At 55.1% G+C, this 15021-nt stretch carries 11 protein-coding genes; 7 read left to right on the top strand and 4 right to left on the bottom strand.

From position 1 onward, the window contains the following. Positions 1-124: 124 nt before the first annotated feature. Positions 125-871 (top strand): NAD(P)/FAD-dependent oxidoreductase, encoded by a 747-nt coding sequence (locus tag MU558_RS21670; protein ID WP_246975469.1) that lies wholly within the window; start codon positions 125-127, stop codon positions 869-871. Positions 872-1025: 154 nt separating this feature from the next. On the opposite strand, the gene MU558_RS21665 is transcribed toward MU558_RS21670, so the two are convergent. Beyond that, the gene (locus tag MU558_RS21665; RefSeq protein WP_246972200.1) at positions 1026-2198 is read right to left on the bottom strand and encodes an ISH3 family transposase; all 1173 of its coding nucleotides are present in this window, start codon (positions 2196-2198) and stop codon (positions 1026-1028) included. A 74-nt stretch (positions 2199-2272) separates the two neighbouring features. Between MU558_RS21665 and MU558_RS21660 the strand changes: the two genes are divergently transcribed. Further along, complete coding sequence (locus MU558_RS21660; RefSeq protein ID WP_322987063.1) at positions 2273-2770, top strand: NAD(P)/FAD-dependent oxidoreductase; 498 nt, start codon at positions 2273-2275, stop codon at positions 2768-2770. 555 nt (positions 2771-3325) lie between these two features. On the opposite strand, the gene MU558_RS21655 is transcribed toward MU558_RS21660, so the two are convergent. Both MU558_RS21655 and MU558_RS21650 read right to left on the bottom strand, forming a co-directional pair. Continuing rightward, on the bottom strand, positions 3326-4963 hold the full coding sequence (locus tag MU558_RS21655) for a sodium/proline symporter (RefSeq protein ID WP_246975467.1): 1638 nt from the start codon (positions 4961-4963) through the stop codon (positions 3326-3328). A gap of 133 nt (positions 4964-5096) precedes the next feature. Further along, positions 5097-6554: an IS66-like element ISNpe25 family transposase gene (locus MU558_RS21650; protein WP_246975465.1), complete on the bottom strand. Its 1458-nt coding sequence runs from the start codon at positions 6552-6554 to the stop codon at positions 5097-5099. A gap of 1390 nt (positions 6555-7944) precedes the next feature. On the opposite strand from MU558_RS21650, the gene MU558_RS21645 reads away from it, so the two are divergent. The 3 genes from MU558_RS21645 to MU558_RS21635 all read left to right on the top strand — a co-directional run bounded on the left by MU558_RS21645 (position 7945) and on the right by MU558_RS21635 (position 10860). Continuing rightward, positions 7945-8889 carry an ABC transporter substrate-binding protein gene (locus MU558_RS21645; RefSeq protein WP_246975463.1) on the top strand — a complete coding sequence of 315 codons (945 nt, stop codon included), beginning with the start codon at positions 7945-7947 and terminating at the stop codon, positions 8887-8889. A 10-nt stretch (positions 8890-8899) separates the two neighbouring features. Further along, a complete protein-coding gene (locus MU558_RS21640; protein ID WP_246975461.1) occupies positions 8900-10054 on the top strand; it encodes a FecCD family ABC transporter permease in 1155 nt (384 codons plus the stop codon). 89 nt (positions 10055-10143) lie between these two features. Next, on the top strand, positions 10144-10860 hold the full coding sequence (locus MU558_RS21635) for an ABC transporter ATP-binding protein (protein WP_246975459.1): 717 nt from the start codon (positions 10144-10146) through the stop codon (positions 10858-10860). A gap of 3 nt (positions 10861-10863) precedes the next feature. Here MU558_RS21635 and MU558_RS21630 read toward each other — a convergent pair. Further along, positions 10864-11885, bottom strand: a protein-coding gene (locus MU558_RS21630) for an IS630 family transposase (RefSeq protein WP_425607631.1) whose coding sequence is annotated in 2 segments (ribosomal slippage) — positions 10864-11381 and positions 11381-11885 — 1023 coding nt in all. Because the reading frame shifts where the segments join, the coding sequence is not laid out codon by codon here. A gap of 206 nt (positions 11886-12091) precedes the next feature. Here MU558_RS21630 and MU558_RS21625 point away from each other — a divergent pair. Beyond that, positions 12092-13396 carry an IS4 family transposase gene (locus tag MU558_RS21625; protein ID WP_425607621.1) on the top strand — a complete coding sequence of 435 codons (1305 nt, stop codon included), beginning with the start codon at positions 12092-12094 and terminating at the stop codon, positions 13394-13396. Between the two features lie 57 nt (positions 13397-13453). Then, positions 13454-14713 (top strand): RNA-guided endonuclease InsQ/TnpB family protein, encoded by a 1260-nt coding sequence (locus MU558_RS21620; protein ID WP_246975455.1) that lies wholly within the window; start codon positions 13454-13456, stop codon positions 14711-14713. The last annotated feature ends 308 nt before the right edge of the window (positions 14714-15021 follow it).

Below are 15021 nucleotides of genomic sequence, written 5' to 3'. Positions count from 1 at the left end.
GATCGAACGGTCGAAGTCGTCGAACTCCGGCAATTCACCAGAGCCCTGCATATGAATCCCCAGCAGGGCAACCTAACGAGGGTACCCCCCAGTATTAAGATGGATCGGTTGGCATCATTCAGGCATGCAAGATAGTGACAATCTACCGAACGACTCGGATATCGTCATCATCGGCGGTGGAATCATGGGCACGAGCATCGCATTTTTCCTCTCATCAGAAACAGAGCTGGATATTACTCTCGTAGAAAAGGATAGTATTGCAACCGGTTCAACTGGTGACTCCTCAGCAATTCTCCGCCATCACTACGGCGACCAAGAAATATACAGCAAAATGGCGTGGTGGAGCCATCGCTTCTATCGCCGATTTGATGAAAAAACAGGAGAAGCCATAGCCTACGAAGAGAATCCGCTGGTTCGGTTTGCAAACGAAGATACCCCTGGCGGCACGTATGCTCAAGACGGATACGAAGTTCTTTCTGATCTTGATATCCCTGTCACGCGATACGGGAGCGAAGAGCTCCCGGATCAGTACCCCATGCTGACCGGTGTCGAGGACTATGATTTCGGAATCTCCGATGATGAGGCGGGGTATTCCGATGGAGCGGATGCCGCTAACGGTTTCGACCGTGCAGCACGACGTAACGGTGCAACCGTCATCACAGGGACCGGAGTTGAATCAATCACTGTTGATGATGGGGCAGTCGTCGGTGTCGAAACCGAAGATGGAGAGATTACGTGTGAAACTGTGGTAGTTGCAGCCGGACCCTGGACGCCACGACTGGGTGAGACAGTTGACGTAGACATCCCGATTTCAGTGACACGTGAACAGATAATCGGTACTTCCCGAAAGTCGCTTCGTGAACTGTGCTGAGTCATTGACGAACAGAGCGAATGCCGGTGTGGTAACCGAGTGAACAGGAAATAGAATCCACGGATGAGGAGAAGTGAAGTAAGAAGGCTGAGATACGCTGTTCTAGGCGAATGCTGTTGCTCACCAAGAGCTTGCCCAAGGCCGCGGGCTGGCGTCAGCCCGTGGCCGGCGCGTATGCTTCTGGCACACCTGTTCCGTTCATCTCGATCTCCCAACTCCGCTCTAGCTCTTCCTCTAATGCATGTCTGATCCAGTCAGAGAAGGTCTTGAACGTGAATTCCTCGGGCAGGTCGCGCCCGCCCCGACGCGGGCGGGCGACGACCGCCCACCGAAGCACGAGCCAGAGGTTCTCCAGCAAGAACCCGACCAAGACGAATGCAAAGCGGACGACTGGATCTTGTGTCGTCGTTACCACTCGTGCTTGGCGAAACACCCGGTAGCTTGTTTCAATCGCTGACCGTTTCCGGTACAGCTGTTCGACCTGCTTGGGCGTGCGATCAGCCAGATCGCACGCCACATACCCTCGCACAACCTCCCCGCTTTTCCCTCGATCTCCAGCGTGATAGGACACAGCGACCGCGAGCGGGAATTCTAGTTCCCGCTCGCGGTCTTTGTACATCCGATAGGTTGTCATGTACGAACGGTGCGTGTCCAACTTTTCCTTCATGCGTTCTCCCTTCTTTTGGACGGGAACGACAGTCGCAGCAATCTCCTGAGAACGACGCAGAATACGTTCGTTGTAGAAGCCACGATCAGCCAACAGAAGCTCTATGTCGAAGGGATAGGCTTCGACGCGGTCGAGGACGCGCTCGACCGCGTCGGCCTCTTTCTCATCGCTACGGACGTACGTCATCGCCAACGTCACTGGCTTTCCGTTCGAGACGAGATACGCTGTGCAGTACCGGTGGCACGTCGTTGTTCCGTCTTTCGCGTGCATGCGGCAGAGTTCACCTTCTTCATCGGCGTACGTTCCGTGGTAGGGATTATCGACGAAGTCAATGGAGACGATCCTCGACCGATTAGGGTCGAGGATCGTCATCGCTACCTCCCTGAGAAGGCGGTTAGCAACCTGCTCAAGCCACTCTCGGTTGAGCGTATGGAGCCAGTCCATGACAGTATCGTCACAGACAGCGTTGTCATTGTCCTTGCACGTCTCCCAGATGGAGGTCTGATTGACTGCTGCAAGAATGACGACCGCCCAGATATCGCCGGGATCGAGGGGCGAGCCCTCGATCCCTGGCAAAGGGAGCTGGCAAATGACGTCTTCCGCTAGATCTTTCACGTCTGAGTCTGAAAGAACACCGTCTGGTTGAGGGACGCTGAACACATTCACTCAGCCAGACATCTTCCTCATGAGACCAACGCTTTAGCTTCAGCTCTCACACCAGTTGGGAAGTACCGATAATCATCCTTGAACCGCCGGAAGATTACAAAAACGAATATCCGGACCTGGTACCAACGACAGCACTCCCCGGCGGAGAATGGTATATTCGTCCGGACTTTGGCGATGGAATCCTCGTTGCCACGCATCACACTGATGAGGAGGTAAATCCGGATCACTATGACAATACGCCTGACGAGAAGACGATCCTCGAGCTAACCGACCAACTCGGAGAAGTGATCCCCGAATTACGCGATGCAGGCATCCGCGGACAGTACTGTGGTGTCTATTCGTCGACTCCCGATCACGACTTCATTCTCGATCAGATCGGTCCAGACGGGTGTTACTTTGCCTGCGGATTCTCCGGACACGGGTTCAAGCAAGCGCCCGCAGTCGGTAAAATAATGTCCGATTTAGTTACGACTGGGTCAACACCGTTAGTCGACGCCACTTTCTTCTCCTACGATCGGTTCAGTGAATCCGCTGCTGGACACGGGAAAGCTGCAGACAACGTGTAGCAGCACCGTTACATAAAAGTGCGATATGCCCAACGTAAATGTAATTCAGCCGAATGGATCTGCCGATTCTATCATCAAACAAAAAGGATTATCGGTAGACCAGAGTACAGTTCGAGTCCTTGGATTCCCGAAGTTTCTGGTCGAGTTTGATATCGATCTCGAGCACAAGTTATTCGGTACCAAGAGTATGGCCATTTCTGTCACTATCGATTTGTTAACAGGTACGTGCAGAAAGAATGATGTCTATCCAGAATTACAGACTCGAACACTATCGTCTACTTCGTTGCTGAATCCTCGATTAGGGAAGGACACAGCAGCAGAAACAGCACGTTCATTTGTTCGACGTCAGATCAGTAGTAAATCATTCACAACGCCACGAGTCAGCGTTGGACGCGAAGATACAGTTTTTAAGCTATTCTGGGTTGTCCCAGCTTCTTCCCCGAATACAGTACACTTGATCGATACAATAACGAGTCAGTTCGTCGCTGAGGATATCGAACTAGATGAATTCACCCAGTAGCAATCAGTCGAAGCCCATTTGATAGGGAAACTGGATCAGCTGTCCACAGGAGAAAGGTCGTCTAACTGCCGTTTTGAGAGATACGTGGTGGCGATGTCCTCTTCAGTAGCAGCTACGAGCTGCTGGGTATCGGGTTCTTGTGCCGTCTGTGCTGCCGAGTACTGGCGTTCTCGAACGAGATCCACTTCGTTTTGCAGCGGCTTCGCGATCTCCTCGAGTTCGCGCTGAATCTCCTCCTCGCTTCGGTTTGGCGGGCCAGATAGGTAACTGACCAGAATGACTGCCAACATCGCGAAGATAAACGCAGGGAGAAGCTCATAGATATCGAAGACCATGCCAGGTCCACCAGACATTTGATTCCAGATGACGGTGGTAACGAGTCCGGTGATCATCCCTGCGATCACGCCGGGACCGGTGGTTCTCTTCCAATACACGGACATCACTAGAGCAGGTCCGATTCCAGCACCGAGTCCTGCCCATGCAAACAGGATCGTTGTGTGGACCGATCCAGGTGTTGTCCACGCCCACGCTGCAGCGAGGAGTCCAATTCCGAGAACGGCGATACGGTTTGCACGGAGGACGTTCTTGTCACTTGCACCTTGGTTGATAATTCCATTATATACGTCCTCGCCGAGGGCGCTTCCTGCAACCAGAAGCTGCGAGTCAGCAGTGCTCATGATCGCGGCAACTCCACCTGCGAGAAGGAATCCAGCGAGCCACGGTGGCAACGTTTCGAGAATCATCATCGGGGCGACCAGGTCCTGATTCTCTATCCCTGGCAGCATAACGACAGCACCAAGGGAGATGATTGGAATTCCAATTAGGGCGATCAGCATAAACACGATTGCAACGACCATCGCAAGTCCTGCTTTTGAAGGTCGCTTCATCCCCATGTATCGAACAACACCGTGGGGCTGTCCCAGTCCTCCTAGTGCGATAACTGCGATCGTTGAGAAAATGAGGAACTCATAAGGGGAACGTCCACCGGTGAAGGAGGTCATATTATCGCTTGCAGCATTATTGAACTGGGTCATCAGTTCGTTTGGACCACCGACGACTACCAGTACTGCTACAGGGACGATGAGAGCAAATGCAGTCATCAACAGGGCCTGAAGTACGTCCGTATACGACGAGGCTGTGAACCCGCCCATGACGGTGTAAATAACAACGACGCCGAGGGCAATCACGAACCCTAAATCATAGGAGAGATCGAATCCGACAGAAATCGCGCTTGCGGCGGCGAGTAACTGGCCTGCAATGTAGCCTGACATGAAAATCACGATAACCAGTGTACTTGTTAATCGGATTAAATGGCGGCTATCCCCGTACCTTGCGGATAGAAACCCAGGAATGGTCAATGAGTCTAGGACGCGTGAATATCTGCCAATCCGCTTCGCCAAAATTCCCCATGTGACAATTCCCAGTGGAATTTGCCAGACCATCCACCATAATGACGAGACGCCGTTCGCATATATTAGCGCAGGAAAGCCAATAACCAACCAGCCACTCCATAAACTGGCCTGTTCACTTAGTGCTCCGCTGAAGAGATTCAGCTTTCTGCCGCCAAGCAAGTAATCTGGTGCTGTTTTGGTGAGTCGCCCACCGTATACGCCGATAATAAGTAGAGCTGCAAGATAGAGGACAAACTCCACATATATTATCGTCTCAACCATGGTCGATACCTCCCTCGGAGCTGGATCTCTCTCGAGCGTTCCCTACTATGGTCTCATCCGATTCATGGAAATAATGGACGTACAGCAACGCAATTCCTAGCCATACGACGACGTTTGCACCGTAGGTATGAGTTTACCCCGAAGTCTCGACAGCCGGCACAGCGTGATCCCGTGAGAGCATCTCATTGTTGTTGACGACTCGGCGAAGTTCTTCGTATGGATTGCGTCCCTGCTGGCGCCATGTCGCCAGCAGGGACAAGATCGTCTCGTGAACGAACATACCTCGATCGTTACGGAGTGTCCCGATGATTTTCCGGAGAACGACTGGTTCACGAAGTGCGTTCTCAGCTGCGTTGTTCGTCTGGGAGACCTCTGGCTCACCGACGAAGGTGAGCCAGTGGTCGATCCCTCCTTCGATCTTCCCGAGTAGTGTTGCCACTGCCTCGTCGGTTACTGACCGCTCAACGAGCGATCTAAGCCCGTTCTGGCATGATCGGTGCATCTGTGCTCTCTCACGAGGACTCGGGTCGGTCTCCAGCCACGACTGGAGACCGACGAACATCTGTTTGAGATACCGGTGAACCGGCTCTGCCTCCTCGTGGTCACTAGCAACGTCCTCGGCTTCCCGGAGAAGATGTGCCCAGCACCGCTGAAGGTTACTTGTGAACGCTGGATACGCCGTCCACCCATCGCAGATGACCGTTCCCGCGAAGTCCTCGCCGAGGACTTCCGCGGGGACATCGCTCCCACGACTCTCTCTTACGGCGTACAGCGTGTGCTCTCCCGTCCGAAACGTCCAGATCCATGCTTGCTCACCCTCGCGTTTGATACCAGTTTCGTCGACGTGAACGATCTCTGCTTGCTGAATCTGTCTTCGAATCTGTTCGTATTCGCAGCGACCGGCGCGCGCAGCGCGCTCGGTCGCGTGCCATGCGGACGCGCCTGAGAGTTCTAACCCGTGCAGTTGCTCGAAGCGATCAGCGATTTTCCGGTAGGGAAGGCGGTGATCGTACCGAGAAAGTGCTGCTTGGGAGATGACGTTCACCCCGAACTGCCCCTCATCGGGGCAGTCGGGGTGTTTAGCAACAGTTTCTGTTCCACAAGAGTCGCACTGGTAGCAGTGGCGATTGTACTGGGTGACTTCAGGAGGCTGCGGATCAGGAACCTCCTCGACGAGTCGGGGGCTGACGCCCACCGACTCGTCGAAGTGTTCGCCACATTCGGGACAACAGTCACGGGTGACTTCGATCTCTTTGTCGGGACCAGCTGTTACACGCCACTCTGGATCATGGCCGTCCTTCCGTCCAGGAGTGCCGCCGTCGGTTCGAACATTCTCGTCTTCGTCGTCCTGCGAGGTCGGGGACTCGTCAGTCCCCGACCGTCGCTTACTGGGCGGTGTATGCGGATTTTCGTATTTGCGAAGACGTGTTTCGAGTTCTTCTATCCGCTCGTCCTTCTGGTCAAGTTGCTCTTGCAACTGATCGATCTTCTTGTCCTTCCGCTTGTTTTCTTGTTCAAGTTCTTCGACCCGCTGCTCAAGCTGAAGCAACCGAGAAAATAACTCTTCTTTGGTGAAATCGTCTGCGTTCACAGACTCCACCAACCAGTTATGACAGCAGAGGCAACGGGATGGGCTCCGCTGCGGAGCCCATCCCTGAGAGTCGTATCCGATGTCTGCTGCCTGTTCATGTCGCGTCCGTTGAACGCTTCCTACGAGACAGTACCGAAATCAGCTCGGGCTAAACACATACCACCGTAGAAAAGCAATAGTTTGGACCACGTCAGCATACCACATTATATTGGCCAGGATCTATTATAGAACGACGTGAATGCAAAATACCCCTGTTCACGTACCTTTATTATATACCAATATATTTATTTATTAATGTATTGAAACCATCATAGAGTGAAAAGTTTGATTCCCTAATTGATTTGCAGCTGGAAGAGTACCGATTCAGGTCTCACCTGTCGACGTTCGTGGGACGATACAGGCCGTCCGATCTCTCGTCGACCTCGAGTACGGGACGTCCTCCACGGAGGAGTGGACGTACCCACTCCGCCGTCACTACATCACCGGTTTCGATCTCGGCTCCCGCGGGACTCTGGACGTCAATTCCATCCGATCGAAGTTGTGTCACTGTTACAGTTCCGCTGTAGGTGCGGATCTTCCCGTACTCGATGAACCGCCCATATTCTCGGCTAGCGGTACGACCGACGCCTGCCAGTGCACCGATAACGCCTTCTCCGGTACCGCCATACTCCTCGAGAAAGAGACCCGATTCATCAGCCAGATCGTACGCCTGTTGCTCTTCGACCAGTTCATTCCCTGCAGTGATTCCAAAGTCCTGTACCGCTTTGTTAACTTCGAACGTACGACCGACACAGATCCCGGGATCGGACCCGTCTGCTGCGATCTCTTCGATGAAGTTCGACGCGATTTCGACGATAGTGTGGCGTGGGACTGTCTTCGGACCTTCGCAGACGAGGGTAGCAGAGCTATTGTGGGTCGTATAGGGGACTCGTGGGTCGAGGAGTAACTGTTGGCGTACGCTACCGACCCATCGAAGATTCGAGATCCGTTCGTCGAGGTGATCCCCGAGAAGCCGGCTAATTTTCCCAGTCCCATACTCGCTCTCGAGTGTATCTGTATCGTCGATTCCGACGAGAATCGTCGACTCCGAAATTACGGGGTTCGATCCACGCTGTCTATGTACAGTCACAAGAAGTTTTATTGCCTACAATTATAAATCAATGTATCTATGTCGAAACATCGTTCTCGAAGACGATTTATCCAGATGGCGGTGGCAGCTGGGGGCATCACGACGTTCGCAGGGTGCAACGAGAACACTCCAGAGTCATCAGACCCGACGGAGACGACGGAGTCATCAGACTCGACGGGGACGACCACAGAATCCACTTCGACCCAGACCATCGAGGATCTGGTCGGTCGTACGGTCGAAGTTCCCAGTTCGGTCGAGAGTGTGATCGGTGTCGGGTCCGGGGCACTCCGACTGCTTACGTATATCGGGGCGGAGGACGACGTCGTCGGCGTCGAAGAGATCGAGACGACAAACGAGAAGCGGCCATTTCGTCCGTATATCCACGCCAACCCGTCACTCTCCGAATTACCATCAGTAGGATCCCGAAACAGCCCCGATGCGGAGTTGCTTCTACAACAGAACCCAGACGTGATCTTCTGGGCGTGGGCCGACGAAGGTGACGCGAATACCTTACAGAGTCAGACAGGCATTCCCGTCGTCGTTATTCAGCCAGGAGATATTAACGAAGAGCACCGATCACTCTTCTTCGATTCATTAGATCTGCTCGGGACGATCACTGGCCGGAGCGATGCGGCCTCTGAACTGCGAACGTACACGACTGACGTGATCAACGATCTCGACGAACGAACCCGTGATATTCCCGAGGAGGAGCGTCTGTCCACGTACGTCGGCTATCTTGGCCGCGGAAATCACGGGCTCACACGTACGCAACCGCTGTACACCCCGTTCACGTTTGTGAACGCGAACAACGTCGCCAGTACTCTAACGGGGCCACTCACGGAAACGAAGGGGGCCGCCCGTATCGATATCGACCCCGAAGAAATTATCGACCAGGATCCGAGCTATCTGTTCGTCGATATGGGGACGGTAGCCTACGACGAACTCTCGGAACCACAGTACGAGTCAGTTACCGCGATCGAGAACGGTGACGTGTATACACTATTCCCAGTTCGAGAATACTCCATCAACTTTGGAACGACACTTGCTAACGCATACTACGTTGGTAGTGTACTGTACCCGGACCGGTTCAGTGACGTCGATCCGGTTGCCAGGGCTGACAGAATCTACGAAACGTTCGTCGGGGCTCCCGTATACGAACAGCTAGCTGAAACATACGGCCAGGGCTTCAGCCGACTCGAGGGATAACTGCCGACAGATGCAAGGGAAGTCACCTGCACAGGGAGATGGTGGTACATCGACGGAGGGGTGGTCTGTCGACGTTTCGGATGGGAATCCGGATGACGACGATCTCGCCCGATCAAAGCTGCTAGACCAGCATCAAAAACGACACCGAGAGAAACTCACCGTTATCACCGGCGTGATCGCCATCCTCGTCTCTGTGTGGGTGTACGCTACCATCACGGGGCCGATCGAGATCTCGATCTCCGAATTTCTCTCTGTCCTCTCCGGACAAGAGCGGGGAGTGGAATATCAAGTCGTGTGGAATATTCGGCTTCCGCGAATCGTTGCTGCGGTCGGTGCTGGGGCCGGGTTGGCCGTGGCAGGGACGGTTCTTCAGAGCGTCCTTCGAAACCCGCTCGCCTCGCCGTATACACTCGGCATTTCCCAGGGGGCGGCCTTCGGGGCCGCCTTTTCGATCGTCGTGCTTGGAACGGGGACGACCAGCGGGAGCGGACCGATCCTTTCGGTCGTGGACCCGTATCTTACCTCTGTGCTGGCGTTCGTCGGCGCACTCACGTCAACAGGGGCAATTTACCTCGTTGCGAAGTACAAGCGCGCAACGCCTGAAACACTGATCCTGACAGGGATCGCACTCGCCTCGCTATTCACAGCAGGGACGACCAGTCTCGAGTATTTCGCCACGAACACTGAACTCGCAGCACTCGTCTACTGGAAATTTGGCGATGTAAGTGGGGCAACGTGGCAGTTTAACTTGCTGCTCTGGATCACCGTAATTCTCGTGACCGGATACTTCACGCAGCGTGCGTGGGCGTACACAGTATTGAACGCGGGCGACGAAACGGCTCGCAGTCTCGGCGTCCCAGTCCAGCGGACCCGTCTGGCCGGGATGGTTTTCGCTTCGTTCGTTACGGCCGTCGTCGTTGCGATGTTCGGGATAATCGGTTTCGTCGGTCTGGTCGTACCGCATATCATCAGACGAGTTATCGGCGGTGAAGAGCGAACGCTCATCCCGGCGTCGACGGTCGCTGGAGGAGCACTTCTTCTTTCTGCAGACACCATCGCACGGACCGTCATCTCGCCGATCGTTCTTCCAGTCGGTATCGTCACGTCGTTCGTCGGTGTCCCCCTGTTTCTCTACTTGATTCTCCGAGGGAGGGAGTACTGGTGATCCGAAAACAAGCTGATTCGTCGGCCACACCGACGATATCATACGATACTGTTGCCGCAGGATACGATGGCGCGGAGGTGATCTCCGACGTGTCGGTAGATGTCCACGCCGGTGACGTCGTTGGGTTGTTGGGCCCGAACGGCGTCGGCAAAAGCACACTCCTCAAATGTGCAGTTGGGCTCCTCGACCCGCTCGCTGGTGAAGTGACGATCGGCGACCGTCCGGTCCGTTCGTTCGACCGTGATGCACTCGCGCGCAACGTCGGATACGTGCCACAGAGCGAACCGACGAACTTCCCACGGACGGTGTTCCAGACAGTGCTTATGGGACGGAAACCACACTTCGGGGCCCGCCCACGCACCCGTGACCGGCAAGTCGTCGCAACACTGCTGAATCGATTAGATCTCGCCGACTTAGCGATGCGAGACGTCAATTCACTCAGCGGTGGGCAACATCAGAAGGTGATTCTTGCACGGGTGCTCGCCCAGGAACCGCGGGCCCTGGTCTTGGACGAGCCGACGAGTAACCTCGACATCCGTCACGAGGTCGAAGTCCTTTCGCTTCTGCGGAAAGAGGCACCGGATGGGCTCGCCATCCTTCACGCGATGCACGATCTGACGCTCGCAGTTCGATACAGTGACTGGATCGTCCTGCTCGGTGAGGGAGGCGTCCATACACAGGGGCCACCCAGTGAACTCACAGCGAAAGATATCCGTGATGTGTATGGAATCGACGTCTCGATACACGAGACGAACGACGGAATCGTGATCGCACCGGTCGATACACTCGAAAATTATCGTGGCTGATACTCACGGACATAAGTACGTAAAGACATCTGGCACGTTGATCTCGTCCAGTGCACAGAGAGCAGCATCACGAAGTTCGTCAAGCGTTTCGAATAGGCGGTTGCCGAGTGATTGATCGAGTTGTCGCCAGCACTCTTCCGCGGGGTTCAGCTCTGGTGAACCCCGCGGAAGGTAACACAGTTCGATCGGAGTACCTTCAACGAACTCTTGGACTCTGTTCGCCGTGAAATACGAGGCGTTGTCGAGGACAACGCAGATTTTCTCGCCGAACTCGGTCTGGAGAGCGTCCAGAAGACGAATCGTCGTGTCGCTGTTGAAGTTCTCCTCGCAGGGGAGAAAGAACGTCTCATCAGTATCGCTGACTGCACCGAGAAGTTTGATGCTGTCCCACGCGCCCGTCACTCCCGGTGACGGGCGCTCACCCTTGGGAAACCATGCGTGAATCAGTGTCGAGAGAACCTGTCGCGTCTGATCAATGGCTAAGATCGTGTATTCGTCGTCCAGGTTGTCGCGCTTTTTTTGAACCCGTCTTGCCATGCTTCCTGTGCTCTCTCATCGGATTTGTGAAACTCCGGCCGGGCTGTCTTCCAGGACAGCCCGGCCTCGGTCATCAATCGTCGAACGTGACGCTCACTGTACTCAACGTCGAATTCCTCGGCGAGATAGTGACGAGCTAGTGGAACGGACCACGCAGGCGCGTCAAGTCCAACTTCCTCTGGAGACTTGTGAAGCGCTTCAACGAACTGTTCATGCTCTTTGTCGGAGAGTTTTGAGGGCCTTCCTGAACGGTGCTCGTCGTAGACGACCTCCTCGAACGGCTCGTCGGCGAGCCGTTCGAGTCGATCAAGCCACCGCGAGAGCCAGCCAGCAGTGTATCCATAGCGTTCAGCGACCTCTTGTAGCGTTGCACCGTCTTCTTCAAGGTAATTGATCGCCGCCATGAGCCGTTGTGACGGCTTTTTTCCCTCGACCTCCGCCAAGACCTGGCGGAGGTCTTCGGTAGAGACGTTGTCGAGAGAGGTCATATCGGAGTAACGTATTCTTCTTTGAGGTATTTTTGGCTGACAGTATGAACAGGCGGGTGATGAAGCCGACACTCCGACGAACAATCCACCAGTTACACCACGGCAGGATATGCCATAGCTACATCCGTCTTTAGCTAAGCCAAGAACCGCATGACAGCGGCGGCTTATCGGAGTTGCTTTTCGGAAGGAATGAGGAGGTGACAGCTGTGCACACCGAAACCTCCTCACGTCACATTGAACGCCGTCTCACTAACCTCCTTCCCTCTGAAGCGCTCGAAGACCACGCCGATGCCGTCGGCGTGGTCGAGCGCGAGGGGAAGCTTCAGCTCCCGCCACTTGTCTGGTCGTTTGCGTTCGGCTTCGCCGCAGGCGAAAGCCGAACGCTTGCGGCCTTCAGACGTACCTACAACTCTACCGCTGACGAGTCACTTTCTCCGGGCGGCTTCTACCAGCGGTTGACTCCGACGCTCGCAGAGTACCTCCGCGACCTCGTCGAATACGGGTTCGACGAGGTCGCTGTCCCTCACACCGTCTCTGATGAGTTCGACCGGTTTCGAGACGTGATGATCGCTGATGGAACCGTCCTGCGGTTGCACGAGTTGCTCTCTGAAGCGTACAAAGCACGTCACGAGGAGCAGGCTGGAGCGAAGCTCCACCTGCTCCACAACGTCACTGACCAGACAGTCGAACATTTCAACGTCACAGACGAGAAAACGCACGACAGCACGTTGTTTAACACAGGATCGTGGCTGGAAGGACGGCTAGCGATCTTCGACCTCGCCTATTTCAAGTACCGGCGGTTCGCGTTGATCGACGAGAACGACGGCTACTTCGTGAGCCGACTGAAAAAGAGCGCGAACCCGGTTGTAACGGAGGAATTACGGGAATGGCGCGGCCGCGCCATTCCCTTAGAAGGCGAGAAGATCTTCGACATCGTGGATGATCTCTCCCGGAAGTACATCGACGTGGAAGTCGAGGTCGAGTTTGACCGACGAGAGTACGCGGGCACGCAGTCACGTGATACGAAACGGTTCCGCGTCGTCGGCGTCCGCAACGAGGACGCCGACGACTACCATCTGTACATCACGAACCTTTCTCGGGAAGAGTTTCTCCCGGCCGATCTAGCGACGATCTACCGATGTAGATGGGAAGTAGAGCTGTTGTTCCGTGAACTGAAGACGCAGTACGAACTGGACGAGTTCGACACGACGAAGAAGCACATCGTAGAGATTCTGCTGTACGCAGCGTTGTTATCCTTGGTCGTGAGTCGTGATTTACTCGGTCTGGTCATAGAGCACGCTGATGATGGGATCGTGTTTCCGCCGGAACGCTGGGCGGCGACCTTTCGGTCGCACGCCCAGCTCATCCTCCGCGAACTGAGAGAGTATCTCGCCTACTCACCGCCGCCACTGCTACAACGACTGATCGAAGACGCTCAGAAGATCCACAGGCAACGACCAATCCTGCAAGAACAGCTCGCTACTACCATCCAACCGGCTGCTGAGGCTTAGCTAAAGACCAATGGCCATAGCTATTAAATAACACGATTTCATAACAACAAGCACCGGATGTTGACGACACGCCGTACCTACGTCTGCCGCATCCAGAACCACTCGCAAGTGGCTGATGCGCTTGATAGACACGGATGGTCAGCATCCAAACTCTTGAACGTTGCGAACTACTACGCCCGCCAACAGTGGGACGAAACCGGCACAATCCCCGACGAAAACGAACTCAAACGCGAGCTGAAAACCCACCCCAAATACACGGGACTGCATAGCCAGTCCAGCCAGAACGTTTTAGAAGAACTTTCTGGAGCGTTCAGTTCGTGGTTCGGCTCCGACGACGACCGGGACAACCCACCGGGCTACCGCAAACAGAACTACTACGACGACGACGGCAACAGAGTCCACGAAGAACATCCGCGCTCGACGGTGACGTGGAAGAAGAACGGCATCCGCCACGACACGAAACACGACCGAATCCGCCTGAGCAAAGGCAAAAACCACAAAGACGGACGCGACTTCATCCTCTGTGAGTACCAGGCTCCACCAGAAGTCGAAGTGGAGAACATTCGACAAGTGCGTGCTGTCTACACCACTGCAAAAGGCCGATGGGAGTTGCACGTCGTCTGTGAAGTGGAAATCAACGCAGCGTCACCCGGCGAGAACACGGCAGGTGTCGACCTTGGTATTTGTAATCCTGCCGCCGTCGCGTTCCCTGACGACGCCCTGCTCTATCCAGGCAACACGTTGCGTGAAGACAAGCACTACTTCCAGCAGGCAGAATACCAGACTGCAGGTGACCACGGCCCCAGTCAGAAGGCACAGTGGGCGCGTGAAAAGCGTGCCCGGCGGAAAGACCACTTCCTGCACGCCCTGTCGAAAGACATCGTCGAACGATGCGTCAACCACGACGTAGGCACACTTGTTGTCGGTGACCCGAGCGGTGTTGATGACGATGATTGGGGCAGGCACGGCAACAAGCGGCTCGATAACTGGGCGTACAAGCGGCTGCTGAACCTCATCGACTACAAAGCCCGTGAGCGTGGAATTGCGGTGGAGATGCCGGACGAACGCGGTACGTCGTCGTCGTGTAGTGTCTGTGGCCACAAAGACCGGGATAGTCGTGTTGAGCGTGGCCTGTGGAAGTGCGACCGTTGTGGCGTCGTCGCGCATGGCGACGTGAATGGAGCCGATAACATCAGACAGGAAACGCTAACCGTGACTCCCCCACTCGGGGATAGCGGTAACGGCTGTTTGGCCCAGCCTCGCGTCATTCACTTCAGCCGGACTTACGGATTCCAACCGCGAGCAACCGCCGAGTGACGCGCAAACCCTAATATCCCAACGCTCGGGATTCCACCGCGTTCACGCGGGGGAGGAGGTCAAATGAGACGGTAATGTACGGTTGTTCGAGTCGGACCCAACGGTTGGCGCTGGACACTCAAAAAGTACGAGCGCATGTGATGAGACACATGACACGACTGCTGAATCGGAATTGCCGGCAGGCAACACGCCGATCCGTGCTTCGAGGGACGGGCGTCGCCGGATTACTGGCGATGAGCGCCGATAGTGCCAGCGCCCACGGAGACGTCCCAGGCCAGAACACCCACCAACAGCAACACCCACCAACA

The organism is Natribaculum luteum (genome assembly GCF_023008545.1).
GTDB classification, from domain to species: Archaea; Halobacteriota; Halobacteria; order Halobacteriales; family Natrialbaceae; genus Natribaculum; species Natribaculum luteum.
This window is presented reverse-complemented; position numbering and strand designations above follow the sequence as displayed.

Bases quoted from the DNA above. Each gene is read 5' to 3' on its own strand.
- MU558_RS21655 (WP_246975467.1), bottom strand. From the start codon at position 4,963: ATGGTTGAGACGATAATATATGTGGAGTTTGTCCTCTATCTTGCAGCT.
- MU558_RS21620 (WP_246975455.1), top strand. From the start codon at position 13,454: ATGTTGACGACACGCCGTACCTACGTCTGCCGCATCCAGAACCACTCG.
- MU558_RS21670 (WP_246975469.1), top strand. From the start codon at position 125: ATGCAAGATAGTGACAATCTACCGAACGACTCGGATATCGTCATCATC.
- MU558_RS21640 (WP_246975461.1), top strand. From the start codon at position 8,900: ATGCAAGGGAAGTCACCTGCACAGGGAGATGGTGGTACATCGACGGAG.